At 71.3% G+C, this 17,587-nt stretch carries 17 protein-coding genes and 1 riboswitch; of the genes, 10 read left to right on the forward strand and 7 right to left on the reverse strand.

Annotated features, from left to right (window positions below; genetic code table 11):
- The first annotated feature begins 21 nt into the window (after positions 1-21).
- From AB0I79_RS14815 to AB0I79_RS14835, 5 genes are read left to right on the forward strand one after another with little or no spacing between them, the layout of a single operon-like run.
- The gene (locus AB0I79_RS14815; RefSeq protein WP_357872204.1) at positions 22-1,074 is read left to right on the forward strand and encodes an ABC transporter substrate-binding protein; all 1,053 of its coding nucleotides are present in this window, start codon (positions 22-24) and stop codon (positions 1,072-1,074) included.
- Entirely contained in the window at positions 1,071-1,823 is a 753-nt protein-coding gene (locus tag AB0I79_RS14820) for an ABC transporter ATP-binding protein (RefSeq protein ID WP_357872206.1), read from the forward strand. Before AB0I79_RS14815 ends, AB0I79_RS14820 begins: the two co-directional genes overlap by 4 nt.
- Complete coding sequence (locus AB0I79_RS14825; protein ID WP_357872208.1) at positions 1,820-2,569, forward strand: ABC transporter permease subunit; 750 nt, start codon at positions 1,820-1,822, stop codon at positions 2,567-2,569. Before AB0I79_RS14820 ends, AB0I79_RS14825 begins: the two co-directional genes overlap by 4 nt.
- Positions 2,566-3,345: an ABC transporter permease subunit gene (locus tag AB0I79_RS14830; protein WP_357872211.1), complete on the forward strand. Its 780-nt coding sequence runs from the start codon at positions 2,566-2,568 to the stop codon at positions 3,343-3,345. Before AB0I79_RS14825 ends, AB0I79_RS14830 begins: the two co-directional genes overlap by 4 nt.
- Before the next feature lie 48 nt (positions 3,346-3,393).
- Positions 3,394-4,290, forward strand: a complete 897-nt coding sequence (locus tag AB0I79_RS14835) for a hypothetical protein (RefSeq protein WP_357872214.1) — start codon at positions 3,394-3,396, stop codon at positions 4,288-4,290.
- 141 nt (positions 4,291-4,431) lie between these two features.
- Here AB0I79_RS14835 and AB0I79_RS14840 read toward each other — a convergent pair whose 3' ends face one another.
- The 3 genes from AB0I79_RS14840 to AB0I79_RS14850 all read right to left on the reverse strand — a co-directional run bounded on the left by AB0I79_RS14840 (position 4,432) and on the right by AB0I79_RS14850 (position 7,622).
- Positions 4,432-5,241 carry a CAP domain-containing protein gene (locus AB0I79_RS14840; RefSeq protein WP_357872217.1) on the reverse strand — a complete coding sequence of 270 codons (810 nt, stop codon included), beginning with the start codon at positions 5,239-5,241 and terminating at the stop codon, positions 4,432-4,434.
- Between the two features lie 196 nt (positions 5,242-5,437).
- Positions 5,438-6,982, reverse strand: a complete 1,545-nt coding sequence (dacB, locus tag AB0I79_RS14845; RefSeq protein ID WP_357872220.1) for a D-alanyl-D-alanine carboxypeptidase/D-alanyl-D-alanine-endopeptidase — start codon at positions 6,980-6,982, stop codon at positions 5,438-5,440.
- Positions 6,983-7,073: 91 nt separating this feature from the next.
- Positions 7,074-7,622, reverse strand: a complete 549-nt coding sequence (locus AB0I79_RS14850) for a DUF1707 and FHA domain-containing protein (RefSeq protein ID WP_357872222.1) — start codon at positions 7,620-7,622, stop codon at positions 7,074-7,076.
- Positions 7,623-7,711: 89 nt separating this feature from the next.
- Here AB0I79_RS14850 and AB0I79_RS14855 point away from each other — a divergent pair, with 89 nt between their 5' ends.
- The 3 genes from AB0I79_RS14855 to AB0I79_RS14865 are packed head-to-tail and all read left to right on the forward strand — an operon-like array spanning position 7,712 to position 11,474.
- Positions 7,712-8,221 carry a PadR family transcriptional regulator gene (locus tag AB0I79_RS14855; protein WP_357872225.1) on the forward strand — a complete coding sequence of 170 codons (510 nt, stop codon included), beginning with the start codon at positions 7,712-7,714 and terminating at the stop codon, positions 8,219-8,221.
- Positions 8,218-8,898, forward strand: coding sequence for an ABC transporter ATP-binding protein (locus AB0I79_RS14860; RefSeq protein WP_357872228.1), 681 nt, complete (start codon positions 8,218-8,220; stop codon positions 8,896-8,898). Before AB0I79_RS14855 ends, AB0I79_RS14860 begins: the two co-directional genes overlap by 4 nt.
- Complete coding sequence (locus AB0I79_RS14865) at positions 8,895-11,474, forward strand: FtsX-like permease family protein (RefSeq protein ID WP_357872231.1); 2,580 nt, start codon at positions 8,895-8,897, stop codon at positions 11,472-11,474. The genes AB0I79_RS14860 and AB0I79_RS14865 overlap by 4 nt, the downstream gene beginning before the upstream one ends.
- On the opposite strand, the gene AB0I79_RS14870 is transcribed toward AB0I79_RS14865, so the two are convergent.
- Both AB0I79_RS14870 and AB0I79_RS14875 read right to left on the reverse strand, forming a co-directional pair.
- Positions 11,434-12,795, reverse strand: a complete 1,362-nt coding sequence (locus tag AB0I79_RS14870) for an MFS transporter (protein WP_357872233.1) — start codon at positions 12,793-12,795, stop codon at positions 11,434-11,436. The genes AB0I79_RS14865 and AB0I79_RS14870 overlap by 41 nt on opposite strands.
- A 68-nt stretch (positions 12,796-12,863) precedes the next feature.
- Positions 12,864-13,625, reverse strand: coding sequence for a hypothetical protein (locus AB0I79_RS14875; protein ID WP_357872235.1), 762 nt, complete (start codon positions 13,623-13,625; stop codon positions 12,864-12,866).
- A gap of 330 nt (positions 13,626-13,955) precedes the next feature.
- Here AB0I79_RS14875 and serA point away from each other — a divergent pair, with 330 nt between their 5' ends.
- Complete coding sequence (gene serA / locus AB0I79_RS14880) at positions 13,956-15,545, forward strand: phosphoglycerate dehydrogenase (protein WP_357872238.1); 1,590 nt, start codon at positions 13,956-13,958, stop codon at positions 15,543-15,545.
- Between the two features lie 415 nt (positions 15,546-15,960).
- Here serA and AB0I79_RS14885 read toward each other — a convergent pair whose 3' ends face one another.
- Positions 15,961-16,257, reverse strand: a complete 297-nt coding sequence (locus tag AB0I79_RS14885) for a hypothetical protein (RefSeq protein WP_357872241.1) — start codon at positions 16,255-16,257, stop codon at positions 15,961-15,963.
- A gap of 100 nt (positions 16,258-16,357) precedes the next feature.
- Between AB0I79_RS14885 and AB0I79_RS14890 the strand changes: the two genes are divergently transcribed.
- Complete coding sequence (locus AB0I79_RS14890; protein WP_357872244.1) at positions 16,358-16,747, forward strand: SSI family serine proteinase inhibitor; 390 nt, start codon at positions 16,358-16,360, stop codon at positions 16,745-16,747.
- Positions 16,748-16,804: 57 nt separating this feature from the next.
- Here the strand turns inward: AB0I79_RS14890 and AB0I79_RS14895 are convergent, their stop codons facing one another.
- A complete protein-coding gene (locus AB0I79_RS14895; protein ID WP_357872247.1) occupies positions 16,805-17,209 on the reverse strand; it encodes a C40 family peptidase in 405 nt (134 codons plus the stop codon).
- Between the two features lie 207 nt (positions 17,210-17,416).
- Positions 17,417-17,561: riboswitch (cyclic di-AMP (ydaO/yuaA leader) on the reverse strand.
- Positions 17,562-17,587: the final 26 nt, after the last annotated feature.

Genomic DNA, 17,587 nt, shown 5'->3' on the forward strand with positions numbered 1-17,587 from the left:
TCGGCCGTTCAAGGAGAATTAATGGCTACCCTCGACCGTCGCGCGTTCCTGCGGACGACCGGTCTGGCCGGTCTGGCGCTCGGTCTGGCCGCCTGTGGCGACGGCGGCACGACGACTTCCGGCGGTGGCAGCGGCGGCGGGTTCGGGTCGGTCAAGCTGCAGCTCTCCTGGAAGAAGAACGTCGAGTTCGCCGGCGAGTACTTCGCCGACACCAACGGCTACTTCAAGGCCGCCGGGTTCTCGCAGGTCGAGCTGCTGTCCGGCGGCGGCTCCGGCACCTCGGTCGAGTCGGGCCTGGCCACCGGGCGCTGCTGGGCGGGCCTGTCGGCGCCGACCATCACCGCGCCCGCCGTGCTCCAGGGCGCGCCGCTGAAGATCGTCGGCGCCACGTTCCAGAAGAACCCGTTCGCCGTCATCTCCCTGAGCAAGAACCCGATCGAGAAGGCCGAGGACCTGGTCGGCAAGAGGATCGGCGTCCAGGACTCCAACGAGCTGGTCTGGAACGCGCTGCTCAAGGCCAACGGCATCGACGCCGCCAAGGTGACCAGGGTGCCGTTCCAGTCGGACCCGTCGATGCTCACCTCCGGCCAGCTCGACGGGTACGTGGGCTTCGTCACCAGCGGCCCGGTCAACCTGCGCATGAAGGGGCACGACCCGGCGTACCTGCTGCTCGCCGACGCCGGCCTGCCGCTGGTCGCCGAGACGTTCACGGTCACGCAGGAGACCATCGACAACGAGCGCGACAAGCTCAAGGCGTTCCTGACCGCCGAGATCAAGGGGTGGAAGGACGCCGTCGCCGACCCGGCCAAGGCCGCCGAGCTGGCCGCCACCGTCTACGGCAAGGACCAGAACCTCGACGTCAAGGAGCAGACCGAGGAGGCCAAGATGCAGAACGAGCTCGTCGTCACCGACGACGCCAAGGCCAACGGCCTGTTCACGATGACGCCCGAGCTGATCGAGCAGAACATCTCCTCGCTGTCCAAGGCCGGCCTGAACATCAAGGCCGAGCAGCTCTTCGACCTGTCGATCCTGAACGAGATCTACCAGGCCGACCCGAGCCTGAAGCTCTCATGAGCGGCATCGGCATCTCCGGCCTGAGCAAGACGTTCGGCAAGGGCCTGACCGCGGTCGAGAACGTGGACCTGCGGACGCCGAAGGGCTCGTTCCTGTCGCTGCTCGGCCCGTCCGGCTGCGGCAAGTCCACGGTGCTGCGCATCCTGGCCGGCCTGGAGGAGCCCACGACGGGCGAGATCCTGGTCAACGGCGAGACGCCGCAGGAGCTGCGCAGGAGCCACCACCTCGGCATCGCCTTCCAGGACTCGGCGCTGCTCGCCTGGCGCAGCGTCGCGGCCAACATCCGGCTGCCGCTGGAGGTGGCCGGCATCAAGCCGGAGCCCGGCGTGATCGAGGACCTGATCAAGCTGGTCGGCCTGGAGGGCTTCGAGAAGGCCCGCCCGGCCGAGCTGTCCGGCGGCATGCGCCAGCGCGTCTCGATCGCCCGCGCCCTGGTGGTCAAGCCCAGCGTGCTGCTGCTCGACGAGCCGTTCGGCGCCCTGGACGACATGACCCGCCAGCGGCTCAACCTGGAGCTGCTGCGCATCTGGACGGAGAAGCCCGCCACCACCCTCATGGTCACCCACGGCATCGGCGAAGCGATCTTCCTGTCGGACCTGGTGGCCGTGATGAGCCCGCGCCCCGGGCGGGTGGTGGAGCTGGTGGAGATCGACCTGCCCCGCCCGCGTACGCCGGAGATGATGCGTACCCCCGAGTTCCACGCCTTCCACGACCACCTCAGCGACCTGCTGTTCGGGCACGGCTCATGAGGCGAGTGCAGGGGCTGGCCGGCGTCGTCGCGCTCGTGGCGATCTGGTGGCTGCTGGCCGCGACCGTGTTCGCCGACGGCGGCGCGGTGCCCACCCCGGTCGCGGTGCTGCGGTCGATGGGCGCCGACGGCTGGGCCTTCTACGGCCCCAACGCCACCGCCACGCTGTCCGCCGCCGTCCAGGGTTTCCTGTGGGGCAACGGGCTGGCCATCGGCGTGGCGCTGCTGGTGCTGCTCGTGCCCCGGCTCGAAGCCGTCGCCACGCAGCTCGCGGTGATCAGCTACTGCATCCCGCTGCTGGCCATCGGGCCGATCGTGCTGGTCGTCTTCGGCGGCGAGGCGACCGTGGTGTTCCTGGCGGCCATCTCGGTCTTCTTCACCACGCTCATCGGCGCCCTGCTCGGGCTGCGCTCCGCCGACCGGGCCAGCCTCGACCTCGTCACCGTCTACGGCGGCGGCCGCCTGGCCAGGCTCCGCTACGTGCAGGTCGTCTCCGCCCTGCCCAGCACCTTCGCCGGCCTGAAGATCTCGGCCCCGTCGGCGCTGCTCGGCGCCATCATCGGCGAGTACCTCGGCAGCAACGACCAGGGGCTCGGCGTGTCCCTGATGATCTCGCAGCAGCAGTTCCAGGTGCCGCGCACCTGGGGGCTGGCGCTGGTGTCCGGCCTCGTCGCCGGTCTCGGGTACGCGATCGTGGCGCTCGTCGCCCGCGTGGTGACGCCCTGGTCGAGAGGGGAAGCCCAGTGATCGGCCGTACCGTGCTGCGGATCGTGGGGCCGCTGGTGCCCTCCGTCGTCATCGTCGTGGCCGCGTGGTGGCTGGCGCTGGAGGCGTTCGGGATCAGCCCGCTCGTCGGCAAGCGCCCGCCGCAGGTCTGGGAGTACCTGGCCGCGTCGCAGGCGCACCGCGAGGCCGTGTTCGGCGCGCTGGGCATCACGATCAGGGACGCGGCCATCGGCTTCGTCGCGGGTATGGTGGCCGCGATCGCCGTCGCCGTCGCGTTCGTGCTGGTGCGGGCCGTCGAGCAGACGTTCATGCCGGTCGCCATGCTGCTGCGCTCGGTGCCGCTCGTGGTGATGACCCCGCTGATCACGCTGGTCTTCGGCCGCGACCTGGTCGGCGTGGCCGTGATCGGCGGCATCGTGGTGTTCTTCCCGGCGCTGGTGAACATCGCCTTCGGCCTGCGCTCGGCCTCGCCGCAGGCCACCGACCTGATCATGGCGTACGGCGGCACCCGCCTCACCGTCCTGCGCAAGGTGGCGGTGCCGACGGCGATGCCCTCGGTGTTCGCCTCGGCGAGGATCTCCGTGCCGGCCTCCATCATCGGGGCGCTGATCGCCGAGTGGCTGGCCACCGGCGAGGGCATCGGCGCCGAGATCCTGCGGGCGATCGGCGGGTTCCGCTACGACGAGGTGTGGGCGGACATCGTGGTCGTCACGGGGGTGTCGATCCTGGCGTACGCGGTCGTCGGCGTGGTCGAGTCGCTCGTCCTGGCCCGCTTCTCGGACCGGCGGCCCCAGTGAGTTGCGCGAGTTGCGCCTGACACGGTGTCAGGCGCTTCACTGGCCGCCATGCTGACCTACACCGGTTCAGGACCTTACTGTTACGCCAATTCGCTGGCCATGATGCTCGGTCCCGCCTCGCCCGGGGCGGGGGTGATCGAGACGCTGACGGGCTCGCCGTTCGGGATGCAGCTCGTCGGCGGCTCCCAGCCGTTCTTCGACCCCTACGGCTGGGACCCCGAGCTCGGGCTCGACGCCGCCGTCGAGCTGCTCGGCTGGAGCTGCGAGCGCAGCCACGGGGGCACGGCGGAGGAGGCGCTGGAGCGCCTGCGGGCCGCCGGCCCGGCCCTGGTGGGGCCCGTGGACATGGCGCTGCTGTCGTACACGCCGGGCGGGGGCGGCGACCATTACGTGGTGGTGCTCGCCGTGGAGGGCGACACCGTCGTGCTGCACGATCCGCACGGGCATCCCTTCGCCACGCTGCCGGCCACCGACTTCCTGGCGGCCTGGCGGGCGGAGTCGGTGGAGTATCTGGACACGTCGTACGTCATGCGCACCGGCTTCGTACGGGTCCGCGACACGTCCGTGGAGTGGGCGTTGCGCGATTGCCTGCCCGCCGCCGTGCGCTGGCTGGAGGGGCGGGACGACCTGCCGGCGCCGCCCGGCACGCTGGGCGGTGCCGCGGCGGCGCTGCGGCTGGCGGAGCAGGTGGAGGGCGGGCTGGCGGGGCAGGCGCGCGGGATGCTGGTGCACTTCGGGGTGCGGGTGGGGGTGCGGCGGCTCGCCGATGCCGCGACCTGCCTGGCCGGCCTGGGGCTGTCGGAGCCCGCCGCGGCCGCCTGGGAGCAGGCGCGCGTGCTCGGTGCCCTGCAACATCCGCTGGTCACGGGTGACGACGAGGCCGTGGCGGCGGGGCTGCGGCGGCTCGCGCCCGGTTACGACAAGCTGCGGTCCGCACTCGGTTAGTGCGGACCCGGCCGCGGTCCTGTGTGCGGGGGGAGGCGCGGCCGGGTCCGCCCGTAGGGGAGCGCATGGGCGTGCGGTGGGAACCGGCTCGGGGTGGGGCCGGTGAAAGCCCGACGCTCCCTTGGTCGGGGGAGTGGTGCTCTAGCGGGAGGCGAAGTCCTGCGTCCAGGTGGGGCCCTTGGCGTGGTGCCCGACGCCGATGTGGGTGAACGAGCAGTTCAGCATGTTGGCCCGGTGCCCGGGGCTGTCGAGCCAGGCCTTGACCACGGCGGCGGCGGTGGGCTGGCCCTTGGCGATGTTCTCGCCGGCCCGGCGGAAGGCGAAGCCGGTGGCCCTGATCCGCTGGCCGAACGCCCGGCCGTCGCGCGAGGTGTGCGAGAAGTAGCCGTGGCGCGCCATGTCCGCCGAATGGCGCTCGGCGGCGAGGTGCAGCTTGGCGTCGTGGGCGAGGGGGCGGCAGCCGTTCTCCGCCCTGGCGCGGTTGGTGAGGGCGACGACCGCCGTCTCGGCGGAGGAGGCGAAGCTCCCGCCGGCCGCCGGGCGCCCGCACGACAGCTTCACCGAGCGCGACTGGCTGGTGCGCCCCTGCGAGTCGAGCGCGATCGTGTAGTAGCGGCGCGGGGTGCCGGCGCAGCTCGCCCTGGCGGTGATCCGGCCGTTGCCGACGATCTGGGAGCCGCTCTTGACGACCCGGTCGGGGCCGGAACCGGCGACCTTGACGCGTACCCTCAGCCGGGCCTGGTCGGCGCAGCCGGACCGGACGGCCGTCGCGCGCACCGTGCCCTGGACGACGGACGGCTTGAGCGCGAGCACGCGGCACGCCTGCCGGGCGGCGGCCTGCTGAGCGGCGGCCTGCTGGGGGACGGCCTGCTGGGCGGAGGCGGCGGGCGCGGGGAGGCTCAGTGCCGTCAGACATCCGACACAGGCCACCGCCTGGAGCTCTCTACGCATACCGTCCTCCGATGAGGGATTCGACTGTGCGTCGAACCCGCATTCTGGTCCCCCCAAGTCGGCTATGTACGGAAATTAGCGACCTAACTTGGAGCTCCAAGTGGCTGAATCGTAATATCACCCGCTCTGATCTCGGTAAACCACAGCGGCCCCCTGGGCGTCAGGGGGCCGCGAAAATCTTTCCGTCAGCGGGTGGCTAGCATGGCGCGGGCTTGAGCCACGAGCACTCCAGGTCGCCCGTCGCGCCCCCGGTCGCGGCGCGGAGCCCGGCGGCGTCCCCCGCGGCCGCCGACCGCGAGAACTGCGCGAGCCGTACGGCGATCTTGTCCTCGATGTCCTTCGGCGAGCCCGACAGGTACTGGTTGAGCATGATCGAGAAGATCAGCGGCTCGCCGTCGGCGCTCGTGACGTAGCCGGACAGCGAGGTGACGCCGGTGAGCGAGCCGGTCTTGGCGTGCACGTTGTTCTCGGCGGGCGTGCCGCGCATCCGGCTGCGCAGGGTGCCGCCGGTGAACCGGTCCGGGTTGCCCGCGATGGGCAGGGACTCGTACCAGGTGGAGAACCACGGCTTGCCGCGAACGGCCGACAGGAGCTGCACGATCGAGCCCGGCGAGAAGCCGTCGCGGCGCGACAGGCCGGAGCCGTCCCGCATGTTGATCACCTGTACGCCGTTCGCCTTGGCGAAGTCGGTGCTGACCTTGAGCCCGGCCGGCCACGTGCCCTGGTTCGCCACCTTGCGGCCCATGGCCTTGGTGAGGATCTCGGCGTGGATGTTGTTGCTCAGCTTCATGAACGGCACGAGCAGCTCGCCCAGCGTCATCGACTCGTGCCGGGCCAGCTCCTTGGCCCCCGAGGGCGCGGCGCCTGCGATGGTCGGCCCGAGCACCTTGACGCCGTGCCTGGCCAGCGACTTGCGGAACAGCGAGGAGACGTACGCGGTGGGGTCGTCCACCGCCACCCACTCCTGGTACGGGTCCGCGACCGTGCCGGTGATCACCACCGTGCGCGTGCCGTGCTGGCGCTCGATGAGCACGTCCGTCTCGGCACCCACCGTGGCCTTGTTGACGATCTTCAGGTAGTCGGTCTCGGGCGTGGTGGAGACCTTGACCTTGTCCCCGTCGGCCGCCACGGACACGATCACCGAGCCGGCGTCGTAGTCCCTGTCGGGCGAGGCCGTCAGCGCCGAGATCGGCGCCGCGTAGTACGCGGTCTCGTCGTCCCAGGCCCAGTCGTTGCCGAGCCGCTGGGAGTCGAACCAGGTGTCGTCGGCCACCAGCTTGCCGGTGACGACCTTGACGCCCGCCCCGGCGACCTCGGCCGCCAGCGCGTCGTAGTCCTCGGCCAGCATGGTCGGGTCGCCGGTGCCGCGCAGCACCAGGTCGCCGGTCAGCAGGGAGCCGGCCTTGCGGCCGGTGCTCAGCACGGTGGTGGGGAAGCGGTAGTCGAGGCCGAGCGTCTCCGCCGCGGCGGCCGAGGTGAACAGCTTGGTGTTGGAGGCCGGGATGAGGAGCTTGCCGGCGTCGGTGGCGTACAGCTCCTCGCCGGTCTGGGCGCTCTTGACCACGACGCCCGCCCTGGCGATCGTGAGCCGCGAGTCGCTGAGGATCTGGTTGATGTCCTGCGCCAGGTCCGCCACGCCCACGGAGGGGTCGAGCGCGACGGCGGGAGAGGAGGGTCCGGACGCCCACGCGAGGGCCGCGACGAGCGCGCCCGCGACGAGGGAGGCTGAGGTGCGCCGCATGGGGTCTCCAAGTCGACTGGGGGATCGCATGAGAGCATGGATCAGCGCAGTCAGCCTGTAATCCGCAAAATTCCGTATTTGTTGGGGCCCGTTAGGTCGGCTGCTCCGACGTCACCATGAACCCGCAGTCGCCGAACGAGACCTCGTCGCCCGACTTCACCCGGGCGGGGCCCACCAGCCGCCACCCGTTGAGCCGGGTGCCGTTCAGCGAGCCGAGATCGACCAGCATCCAGCCGCCGTCGCCCTCGCGGCGCAGCTCGGCGTGGACGCGGGAGACCGTCAGGTCCGACAGCACGAGGTCGCAGGCCGACCCGCGGCCCACCACGTAACGCAGGCGCTCGTCGTCGGGCAGCGCGAGCCGGGGCAGCCGGGGCCGCCGCCAGGCGGACTGCAGCTTGGTGGTGAACTCCGAGACCGAGGAGACGGCGTCGGTCAGCCGCTGCCGGAACGTGGGCCGCCGCGGCAGGTCCGCGACCACCTCGTCGAGCTCGTACCTGTTGCGCGCCCGCAACACCTGGTCCACCCGGCCCACGAAGGTGTCGTGCGAGATGCGGCCCTCTACGGCGCGTTCCCTGAGCTCGTCGATCGCACGGTCACGTTCCCCATCTGAGGCGCGAAAGGGCGGATGCGTGGAGCTCATAGAGCGAGTATCGGCCTCAACCTCGGCTTGTGTCCAGAATACGCGGATCAGGTTGCCCTAGGCATACTGAGTATGCATACTCAGTATCCATGTCGATCAGGCACGGGCTGCTGGCCTTGCTGAGTAGCGGACCGCGGTACGGCTATCAGCTGCGGGTGGAGTTCGAGGCGTCCACGGGGGCGACCTGGCCGCTGAACATCGGCCAGGTCTACACGACGCTCTCCCGCCTGGAACGCGACGGGCTCGTCGCGCCCGGCGGCGCCGACGAGCAGGGCCGCGCGGTCTACACGATCACCGAGGCCGGTCGGGAGGAGCTGGGGCGATGGTTCAGCACCCCCGTCGCCCAGACCGACCGGCCCCGGGACGAGCTCGCGATCAAGATCGCGATGGCCGTGGCGGGCGGCGTGGACGTCGCCGAGGTCATCCACACGCAGCGCGCCGCCACCATGCGCGCCCTGCAGGAGCTCACGAGGGCCAAACGGGGCGCCACCGGCGGCCTCGCGCAGCGGCTGGTCCTGGATTCGTTGATCTTCAAGACCGAGGCGGAGCAGCGCTGGCTGGACCACTGCGAGGCCGTTTCCAAGGAGAAGAACCGATGAGTGTGGTGGAGCTGCGGGACGTCACCCGCGAGCACGGGCAGGTGCACGCGCTGAGGGGGGTGAGCCTGGAGGTATCGGCGGGCGAGCTGGTCGCGGTCATGGGGCCGTCGGGGTCGGGCAAGTCCACGCTGCTCAACCTGGCCGGCGGCCTCGATCTGCCCACCTCCGGGACGGTGACGATCGAGGGCGAGGACCTCTCCCGGGTCAAGGACCTGGCCGCGCTCAGGCGGGGCCGCGTCGGGTACGTCTTCCAGGACCTGAACCTGATCCCGTCCCTGACCGCCGCCGAGAACGTGATGCTGCCCAGGGAGCTCGACGGCGTGCGCACCGGGCAGGCCCGCACCGAGGCGCTGGCCGTGCTGGCGGAGGTGGGCGTCGAGGAGATCGCCGACCGCTTCCCCGAGGAGCTGTCCGGCGGCCAGCGCCAGCGCGTGGCCATCGCCAGGGCGCTGGTCGGAGAGCGGCGGCTGCTGCTGGCCGACGAGCCGACCGGCGCGCTCGACACCGCCACCGGCGACGAGATCCTGGAGCTGCTGCGCGCCCGCTGCGACGCCGGCGCGGCCGTGCTGCTCGTCACCCACGAGCCGCGCTACGCCGCCTGGGCCGACCGGGTGATCCACCTGCGCGACGGGCTCGTCGCCGAGCCGAGCGCCGCGCGGCTGGAGAGCTCCCGATGAGCGCCCTGCGCGCCGCGCTGCGCATCTCCCGCAGGGACGCCCTGCGCGCCAGGGGCCGCACCGCCCTCGTCATGATCATGATCGGCCTGCCGGTGCTGGCCATCACGGCGCTGCTGACGTTGTCGGAGACCACGGACCTGACGGTGCGCGAGGAACTGCCCTCCCGGCTGGGCTCGGTGGCCGACGCGGCCGTCTTCTCCCAGGCGACCAAGCTTCCCGTCGAACAGGACCCCGCCGGCCGGTTCGCCCACCAGAACCCGAACAAGCCCGCCCCGCCGGCTCGATGGACGACCGCCGAGGTCGCCGCGCTGACCGGCGGCCGGGTGATCCCCTTCTACGCCTACTCCACCGAGGCCCGGCTCCAGGACGGCTTCGACCGGGTGGAGCTGCTGGAGATCGACCTGCGCGACCGGCTCAGCGCAGGCATCAGGACGCTGGCCGAAGGCCGGCTCCCGGCCTCGCAGGAGGAGATCGCGGTCACGCCCGCGCTGCTGGGCCGCGGCGTGAGCGTCGGTGGCGAGCTCCAGCTCACCCGGCGGGGCGAGCCGAAGCGCGTGGTCGGCGTCGTGGAGAACCCGACCAGGCCGGGCGTCCTGGAGGTGGTCGGCCCCTACGCGTCGGTGTTGCCGGACAAGACGGACCCGCAGGGCGATGGCTGGCTGCTCGACGCCCCGGCCCCGGTCACCTGGGAGAAGGTGCGCGAGCTGAACCAGGCGGGGCTCCGCGTGGCCTCCCGCGCGGTGATCGAGAGCCCGCGCGCGGAGAACCACCCCTACCTGCACACGCAGAGTGAAGAGTGGCTCTGGATGGCCATCGGCGTGCTCCTCGTCGTCACCGAGACGGTTCTCCTGGCCGGTCCCGCGCTCGCCGTCGGGCTGCGACGGCGCAGGCGGGAGCTGGCCACCATCGCCGCGCAGGGCGGGTCGCCGGCTCACCTGCGCACGATCGTGCTGGCCGACGGGCTGCTCCTGGGCGGCGTGGCGGCCCTGCTCGGCACCGTGCTGGGCATCGGCGCGGGGGCGGTGGCCGAGTCGATCGCGGCCAGAATGCTGGACTGGCGCAGCGGCCCGGTCGACGTGCCCTGGGCGCAGGTGGTCGCCGTTGCCGCGCTCGGCCTGGTCAGCGCGCTGGTGGCGGCCGTGGCCCCGGCGATCCAGGCCGCGCGGCAGAGCCCGGCGCGGGTGCTCGCAGGCCGCCCTGACGAGGTACGTGAGCGCGGCGCCCGTCCGCTGCTCGGGCTCGCGCTGCTGGTGCTCGGCGTGGCGGCGGCGATCTACCTGTCGTCCCGGAGCGAGCTGGCCGTGGTGACGGCGTCCACCGTGGTCCTGTTCGGGCTGATCGTGCTGATGCCCTGGCTCGTCCGGCGCACCGGCCTCCTGGCCGCGCGCCTGCCGCTGCCGGCGCGCCTGTCGGTGCGCGACGCCACCCGGCACCGGGCCCGCACCGTCTCGGCGGTCGCCGCCGTCATGGCCGCCACGATGGGCGCGGTCACCGTCGGCATCGCCTACACCAGCGTGTACGCCAACGAGCAGGGCCTGAACCGGCTGACGGTCCCGCCGGGCACCTTGACGGTGAGCGCGCACGCCGCCGACGAGGCGGCCTGGTCCAAGGTGCGTGCCGTCACTCAGGAGAAGCTGCCGGGTGCGCGCCTCGTACCAGGGCTGGTGGCCGTGGACGGCACCGGGGCGAGCATGGAGACGATGGTGCAGGCGCCGTCTCAGGACTGCCCCGGTGCGTGCGCCGTGTACGGCGTGCTCTATTACGACGTACCGATCGGGGACGATCGGCTGCTCGCGCTGTTCCAGGAGCGGCCGGATCCGCAGGCGGCGACCGCCCTGGCGGCCGGCAAGGCGGTGGTGTTCGACCCCCGGCTGATCAGCGACGGCGCCGTCAGCGTGACGGTGCAGAGGCTTGACGGCGGGGAGAGCGGCAGGGCGACGGTCCCCGTACCGGCCGTGCTGGCACGGGCGGCCCAGGCAGAGCAGGGTGGCGTCGTGTTGCCCGCCTCGGCACTGGCGGCGGCCGGGGTCAAGGCGGTCGAGCGGCGCGTCTACGCCCAGTCCACCTCGTTCGACGCGGAGCTTGCCGTGACCGACCACCGGGAGGCGCAGCGTTTCGGCCGCGACCTGCAGGCGGTGGCGCGCAGCGCCTTCGCGGTGCTGGCCGAGGACTCCAGGGGCGAGAGGCTGACGGTCCTCCTGTCGGCGGCCCTGGTGGCCGCGGTGGTCCTGGTGCTCGGCGGCACGTTCGCCGCTACGGGGCTGGCCGTCGCCGACATGCGCCGCGATCTCGACACCCTGTCGGCCGTGGGCGGCAGGCCGGCGACCCGCAGGCTGGTGGTGGCAGCCCAGGCCGGCTACATCGCCGGGCTCGGCGCCGGCATCGGGCTCGTCGCCGGAGTGGTGACGGGAGGAGCTCTGTCGCAGTCCATGGCCCCGCAATGGCTCGGCGGCAGCCCGATCGTGGTGCCGTGGGCGTTCCTGGCCACGGTCGTTCTGGGGCTGCCGCTGCTGGCGGCCCTGCTCGCGGGCCTGTTCACCCGGACGAGGATGGAGCTGGCGCGGCGGGTGGCGTGAGCCGGTACTTCAGCGTGATCAGCGCCGAAGCGAAGATGATCAGTGCGGGGATCGCGGTCTGACCGATCAGGACCGCGGTCACCGCGCTGTCCGGCTGCTGCACGGGCGTGCTGGGGTCGGACTCGATGAAGCCGCCGATCGTCAGGATGATGCCGAAGATCAGCGCGCCGAACGAGCTGAACCCGCTCTCGATGGCCGTCCACAGCCCGGTCAGCACCCCGGCCCGCCGCTTGCCGGTGGTGACCGCGTCCGCCGCGATCACGTCCGCGAGCATGGAGAACTGCATGAGCTGCAGCCCGGCGTACCCGACGCCGACCAGCAGGATCGTCAGGTGCGCCCACAGCGGGCCGAACAGCGGCGTGGCCATGGCGGCCGTCGTGCCGCCGCCGAACAGCAGGATCGCCAGGATCATCGCGCCGCGCTTGTCGAGGCGCCTGGCCACCCGCACCCACAGCGGCATCGTGAGCAGGATCGGGCCGACCAGCACGGCGAAGAGCGTCTGCGTGGCCGCGGCCGAGCCCAGCGTGTACGTGGCGAAGTAGGGCGCGGCGGCCAGCATCATGCTGACGGCCAGCATCTGCACGCAGGCCAGCACCGTCAGCCACAGGAACGCCGGGTTGCCCCTGATCGCGGCGAACTGCTCGCGCCACCCGCCGCGGTCCGGCTCCGGGGCGCCGGTCATGGGGGCGCGGGCGGTGCCGAAGAACGAGCCGAGCATGGCGAGGAGCAGGATGCCCGCGATCGTGATCGCCATCAGCCGGTAGCTGCCCAGCGTGCCGTCCCCGCCCTCGCTCGTGGCCAGGACCGGCGCGAGGATGCCGCTGATGGCGGTGGCCGCGCCGATGAACACCATCCGCCACTGCAGCAGCGACGTGCGCTCGTGGTAGTCGTTGGTCATCTCGCCGGGCATCGCCTTGTACGGCACCTCGAACAGCGCGTACGCCGTCGCCGCGGCCAGGAAGCACGCCCCCACGTACAGCGCCGCCGGCACCCCGGTCAGCGGCGGCCCCGCGAACACCAGGAAGAACGTGATCGGCAGCGTGCACGCCCCGGCCAGCAGCCAGGGCCGGCGCGGCCCCCAGCGCGAGACCGTCCGGTCGGACCAGCGCCCGACCAGGGGGTTGATGATCAGGTCCCAGACCTTCGGCGCGGTGACCACGACACCGGCCAGCCACGCGGGCACGGCCAGGAAGTTCGTCATGTAGAACAGCAGCAGCAGCCCGGGCACGCCGTTGAAGGTGGCCGTGCAGAACGAGCCCACCCCGTAGCCGAGGCGCACGCCCTTCGGAACGCTGGCCGTGCCCACCGCCGGTGTGATCATCCCCTCATTAGAACCGAGCGAGGGATTGTTTGGGAGGGCCCAGTTTTCCCGGGCCCTCCGCCACGGGCCTAGTCCGAGACGTTGGCGCAGACGACGTGCGCGCCGATCTCGATCATGCGGCGCTCGCTGCGCGCGTCGGCCACCCTGGCCATCAGGATCGGCGCCCCGGAGGCGGCGAACTGCGGCAGCCGGGCGCGTACCAGGCGGTGCAGGTCGCGCACGACGTCCTCGGCGGCCGACATGTGCACCTTCACGTGCAGCATGATCCCCGTCGCCCCGGACGCGGTGCCGGCCTCGGAGATCCAGACGTGGTGCACGAGCGGGAAGTCCATGAGCAGGTACGCGATCGCCTGCCGCAGCGCGGGCAGGATCGGGTGCGTGCACCGGCGGTATCCCGGATCCACCTGCTGCATCGGCCCCGACAGGTGCGGCCGGGGCGCGGGCACCCAGGGCAGCGAGGGGGCGTGCGGGCTCGGCGGGGCCACCTGGGCCAGCGCGGCACCCCTCGACACGGTGGCCATCGCGCCCGTGGCGTAGGCGGCGGGAACCGCCCCCGACAGGACGGGCGTGGGCCCGGTGCGTGTCGTGGTCATGAAGTGCTGGAGATCGTCGATGGGCACGGCCGCGGCGGCTGGTCCGGCCGCGTCGATGACGATCTCGCGCACCCCGGTGACGCGCTGGATGTCCAGGATGGTGTCGGCGTCGCAGGCCGACAGGGAATGGCTGCCGCGGTGTCTGGCATAGGTCGCTGGGCTGGTGTATCCGAGCAGGACCCGGTCACCGGCCTGTGTCGTCCCCAGGACGACGGAACGATCTGGTCGCACTGCCACCAGGACTCCACCGTCGGCAAGAGCGCCCAGCAGGCGATGGGGCGTGCCATGCTGTGCGAGCACGTCGGCAAGCGCAGGATTCCCGATGCTCATATGACGAACCATAGGTAGTCGGCCACGGCTTATCAGGCTAATGGCGAATAAATCTCCCGATCAAGACAAAGATGTGAGCGGAGTGGATGAGTTTGCCGCGAGCTGGGTACGCCGCGTTCCGTCTCACATGCTGGCCCCTCGTGAATACGTTCACAAGCTGCGGATACACTCTGTGGGACCGCTGGGGGGTTCCGTGGACGGTGACCCCCCTCCGCCGTGCCTTAAGGATGCACAGACGTGAACAAGCCCGTCGTTCTGGTCGCAGAGGAGCTGTCCGAGGCTGGCCTCGCCGTGCTCGGTGCTGATTTCGAGGTCCGCCACACCGACGGCGCCGACCGTTCCCAGTTCCTGCCCGCTCTCGCCGACGTGGACGCGCTCATCGTGCGCTCCGCCACCCAGGTCGACGCCGAGGCCATCGCCGCGGCCCCCAAGCTGCGCGTGGTCGCCCGCGCCGGCGTCGGGCTCGACAACGTCGACGTCGAGGCGGCCACCAAGGCCGGTGTCATGGTCGTGAACGCCCCGACCTCCAACATCACCAGCGCCGCCGAGCAGACGATCGCCCTCATCCTGGCCAGCGCGCGCAACACGGCCCAGGCCCACGCCGCGCTGAAGAACGGCGAGTGGAAGCGGTCGAAGTACACCGGTGTCGAGCTCGACGAGAAGGTCATCGGCATCCTCGGCCTGGGCAAGATCGGTCAGCTCGTGGCGCAGCGCCTGCAGCCGTTCGGCGTCGAGCTGATCGCCTACGACCCCTACCTGCCGGCGGCCCGCGCCGCGCAGATGGGCGTCAAGCTGGTCAGCCTCGAAGAGGTGCTCAAGCAGGCCGACTTCATCACCGTGCACCTGCCCAAGTCCAAGGAGACGATCGGGCTCATCGGTGACAAGGAGCTGCACCAGGTCAAGCCGAGCGTCCGCATCGTCAACGTGGCCCGCGGCGGCATCGTGGACGAGAGCGCGCTCTACTCGGCGATCAAGGAGGGCCGGGTCGCGGGAGCCGGCCTGGACGTCTTCTCCAAGGAGCCGTGCACCGACAGCCCGCTGTTCGAGCTGGACCAGGTCGTCGTCACGCCGCACCTCGGCGCCTCCACGCACGAGGCCCAGGAGAAGGCCGGCACCCAGGTCGCGCGGAGCGTGAAGCTGGCGCTGGCGGGCGAGTTCGTGCCGGACGCGGTCAACGTCCAGGGCGGCGCCGTGGCCGAGGACGTCAAGCCGGGCCTGCCGCTGGCCGAGAAGCTCGGCCGCGTCTTCACCGCGCTGGCCGGCGAGGTGGCCACCAAGCTCGACGTCGAGGTGCGCGGCGAGATCGCCGCCCAGGACGTGCGGGTGATCGAGCTGGCCGCGCTCAAGGGCGTCTTCGCCGACGTGGTCGAGGAGCAGGTCACCTACGTCAACGCGCCGCTGCTGGCCAAGGACCGCGGCATCACCGTCGAGCTGGTCACCAGCTCCGAGAGCCCCGACTGGCGCAACGTGGTGACCGTGCGCGGCGTGCTCGCCGACGGCCGCACCGTGTCGGTCTCCGGCACGCTCTCCGGCCCCCGGCAGATCACCAAGATCGTCGAGGTCAACGGCTACGAGATGGAGATCGAGCCGACGGCCCACCTGTGCTTCTACACCTACACCGACCGCCCCGGCATCGTCGGCGTGGTGGGCAGGCTCCTGGGCGAGCACAGCATCAACATCGCCTCGATGCAGGTGGCCCGTGACGTCAAGGGCGGCAAGGCGCTCATCGCGCTGACCGTCGACTCCGCCATCCCCGCCGAGGTCGTCGAGCAGATCGGGTCCGAGATCGGCGCCGAGAGCGGCCGCTCGGTGGACCTGGAGGACTGACCTCCCGGATCTCGCGCAAGGGCCGTCACCCGTCCGGGTGGCGGCCCTTTGTGTCTCAGCATGCAAGATACTAGGACTTCCGAGCAGATCCTCGGGTACTGTGGCTGCTAATGCGCCAGGTGTTCGTACTCATTGCCTGCCGCGGCGGGGCCTGTTAGGGCAGGTCGACGACCCGCCGCGGAGTGCGGCGTTGTGTCGGCCAGTAAGTCCCATTCGTCCGGTCCGTGACCCGGACCACGAGATCAGGCCCGGTCGGATTCGCGACCGGAGTCCGGCTTCCCACTGGAACGCGTCCGCGAAATGAGCTGAGTCACATGTACGACATGTACGCCTGGAACCGCACCGAAGAGCAGCAGGACGAGGCCGCCGAGGCCCTGCAGACCGCGCTGGACCGCCGCGACAACGGCGGCGCCCCTCAGAATTCGAGCCGGTAGAAGACGGCTGTCCGCCGTAGCGCGGGCACGAGCTTGATGATCGAGGCCACCGTCCGGTGCACGGCCGACAGGCGATCGAAGCCGTCGATGTCGAACGCGCTCACCGCCTCCAGGCAGCGCAGCCCCGGATGGATGGCCTGGTCGATCCGCTCGATCGCCTCCGCCGCCATCCGGTCGCCGAGTATCGGGTGCGGGGAGGTCGCGTCGAGCGCTCTGCCGTACAGGGTGGCCAGGAGCGTCGCCTTCTCCCCGGTCAGGTGCACCTTCTCGGATGACATATCCGACACGCTACGCCCGTGGTACCAACACCTGCCCTTCTGGATACGAAGAGTGTTGATAGCGTCGCTCTACGTATTCATCCCTGCAGGAGGTTCCCCCATGCGCGCTTCCCTGAGCGTGATCCGTCGCGCCGCGACCGTAGCCCTGCCCGCTCTGACCGTCGCGGCGCTGCTCGCCGTCCCCGCCCACGCGCAGGAGTCCTACCTGCGCATCACCACCTACCACGGCGGCAGCACCACGCAGTGGTTCCTGACCTGCCGTCCGGAAGGCGGCGTCCACCCCGACCCCGTCGCCGCCTGCGACAGGCTGGACGAGTTCGGCGGCGACCTGGACCGGATCAGGTACCGGCCGGACGTGCCCTGCCCGAAGATCTTCGACCCGGTGCACGTCGAGATCCGGGGCGACTATCGGGGCGAGCCGAAGGACTTCGCCGACGACTACCCGAACCCGTGCTTCGTGGCGCACCTCGCCGCCCCGATCGTGCCCTGACCGCCTGCTGAGGAGGGCGAGCGGCCCCGCGGGGGAAAGCGGGGCCGCTCGGGCTTCTCAGAGGGTGGCGGTCACGTCGGCGGGTACGGATTCGCGGCGCTGTTCGAGCTGTTCGGCCCACTGGCGCACGCCCTTGGGGTCCGGCCGGACGGCACCGACGAAGGCCTGCCTGCGCCAGTCGGAGAGCTTCTCCTCCTTCACCACGTCGCCCGACCGCGGCGCGTGCACCATGTGGCCGGGCTTGGAGATCATCCCGACGTGGCCCAGGTTGCTGAAGAACACCAGGTCGCCGGGTCTTAGATCGTTCCAGGAGATCTTCCTGGAGAAGGCCCCGTACTGCTCGCGGGCCGTTCTCGGCAGGTCGATCCCCGCCTTCTCGTACGCCCGAAGCATGAGCCCCGAGCAGTCGTACCCTCGATCGCTGGTTCCGCCCCAGACGTACGGGATGCCGCGCTTGTTCATGGCGAAGTCGAGGGCGATCTTCCAGGCGGGTCTGGGCGCCTGGGCCTGCCTGATGCGCCGGATCTCGGCGCCGGTGAGGGTGGTGGTGTCCTTGTCGGTGGCGGACCGGGCGGCGACCTCGTCGCCGGTGGCCGCCTGGGCGGCGGGGGTGGCCAGGATGAGTCCGGCAGAAGCTGCTGCCAGGACGATGGCGGTGCGAGACAGAGCACTGTCCTTCCATGCGGCCGACCGGGTTAGCTGACGGGCTCGGGCCTGGAAGACAGCCCTACGGCGATGACCGCCGATTCGCCCCTGGGGGAAAGTGGGTCCCCGGCTCCACGCAGCGGCTGCGTGGATTAGGCTCGACGGACTCTAACGAAACGGTCAAAAGGTCGCAAT

This window comes from Nonomuraea sp. NPDC050202, assembly GCF_040656115.1.
Taxonomy (GTDB): Bacteria; Actinomycetota; Actinomycetes; order Streptosporangiales; family Streptosporangiaceae; genus Nonomuraea.